This is a genomic window from Streptomyces sp. NPDC002130 (assembly GCF_040296465.1).
Lineage (GTDB): Bacteria > Actinomycetota > Actinomycetes > Streptomycetales > Streptomycetaceae > Streptomyces.
Genome location: NZ_JBEOXI010000654.1, coordinates 1 through 1,845, shown reverse-complemented (window position 1 = coordinate 1,845; position 1,845 = coordinate 1). Strand labels below are relative to the sequence as shown.

At 60.1% G+C, this 1,845-nt stretch carries 2 protein-coding genes; both read right to left on the bottom strand.

What is annotated here, in order from left to right:
• Positions 1-934 (bottom strand): DUF3556 domain-containing protein (locus tag ABT116_RS44080; protein ID WP_351646475.1); only part of this gene is annotated, 934 nt, incomplete at its 3' end.
• 85 nt (positions 935-1,019) lie between these two features.
• A partial coding sequence (locus ABT116_RS44075) for a class I adenylate-forming enzyme family protein (protein WP_351646473.1) occupies positions 1,020-1,845 on the bottom strand: 826 nt, incomplete at its 5' end.

Here is a 1,845-nt window from a genome sequence, read left to right as displayed (position 1 = left end):
AGAACAGCAGTATCAACGGGGTGACGATTTCGACCATCGTTCCGGCCACGTGTGCGACGCCGCCGCCCAGGTGCGAGGGCCGAAGATCTTCCGGGAAGTTCCGGTAATGCGCGCGCTTGATCTTCTTCGACGGGATCCACGGTGTATTGCTGAGCATCGGGGGAACCACCAGCGAGAAATGGCGACCGAACTTCGAGACACCGGCTCCGATCCACACCATGACGATCAGCAGTTTGAGCGCCAGGATCATGTCGACGAAAGGCAGGAACGTGAAGAAGAAGATTGCCGGCAGGTACTGCTCGCTACGTGCAGCGATGAAGGGCACCTTGTCACGCAACCCGAGAATCACCATGAGCACCAGGAAGGAGTACAAGACCGTCGGACGTACGAGTCCGGCACTGTCAGCGAAGGCCGAATCGAGTCCTGTGGTGTGAACTCCCGGAAGAACCGCGGCAACAAGTAGATTGGCGACTGCGGCGACATAGATGAAAACGTCGAACACCGAGCGGGAGTCACCCGAGGTGAGCGGCACTTTGCCCGGCCACGGTGGCAGGCGAATCGTGCCGGGGCGGAGCCAGTAGAGAACTCCACCGGTCATCGGCTTGAAGTGGCCGGCGAGCGGTCCCCAGGATCCTGCCAAGCCCAGCATCTCGAGCATCATCGTCCAGATGATGAGTTTCTGGTAGACGATCGGCTGGTTCCACCACGAACCGACGTCGAACCACGAGAGGCCGGAAGTCAAAGTGGCAACGGCTGTTCCAGCTGCCAGGTAGAGGAACAACAATTTCATGATGTAGACGGTGTGGACCATTTTCGGCGTACCGAAGCCGTAATCCACCCAGTGCGTGGACATGTCACGCAGACGCTCGAGAAACGGCTTGTCCATGAACGTTGCCGGATCGACGGGAGGGAAGTTTCCTTCTTTGAATCCCATGATGTGCTCCTGAAATACGGAATGTGGGCATGACGGATCGACTCGACGGACGTCGTCGAGTTGTGCTGGTACTACGGGGAAGTGACTAGTGAGCGGGAGTTGCGCTCAACGCTCGTCTCATTCCGGGTTTGTCGATCTTGCCCACCGGGTTTCGGGGAAGCGCATCGACGACGTAGATCGCCACTGGCACCTTTACTCGGGTGAGCAAGGCCGTGACATGTTCGAGCAGTTCGTCTTCGGTGACGGGTGCATCGGGGTAGGCAACGACATAGGCAACTGGCACCTCTCCGTAGACCTGGTGCGGAGCGCCGATGACGGCGGCCTCGAGCACGGAAGGATGTGTAGCGAGCGAGTTTTCGATCTCCTTCGGGTAGATGTTCTCTCCCCCACGGATGATCATGTCCTTGATGCGGTCGACGAGGGTCAGGTAGCCGTCCTCGTCGAGGACTCCGACGTCACCGGTGTACAACCAACCGTCCCTGACCGCCTTCGCGGTCTCGTCCGGCTTGCCGAGGTAGCCACGCATCACGTTGTCGCCCTTGATGACCACCTCTCCGGCAGTACCGACGGGAGCAAAGGTTCCGTCCTCGGCAAGAATGGCAATCTGCTGGCCCGGCAACGCCGGTCCGACCGTACCGAGTTTGCGCACGCCGTCCACAGGATTGCAGGCCGAAGCGCAAGTCCCCTCGGTAAGTCCGTAACCCTCCACGATCACGAAACCGAAGCGCTGCTCCGCGCGGTCGAGGAGTTCCTTGCTGATCGGCGCCGCACCGCACACGGCAAACCTCAAGGACGACGTGTCGATCGAAGGGTCTTCCGGCTGTGAGGTCAGCATCGCGTAGATTGCCGGCACCGCCGAGAAATACGTGGGGCGAAGCCGCGCGACGTCGTCGAAGAATCTCGAAACCGAG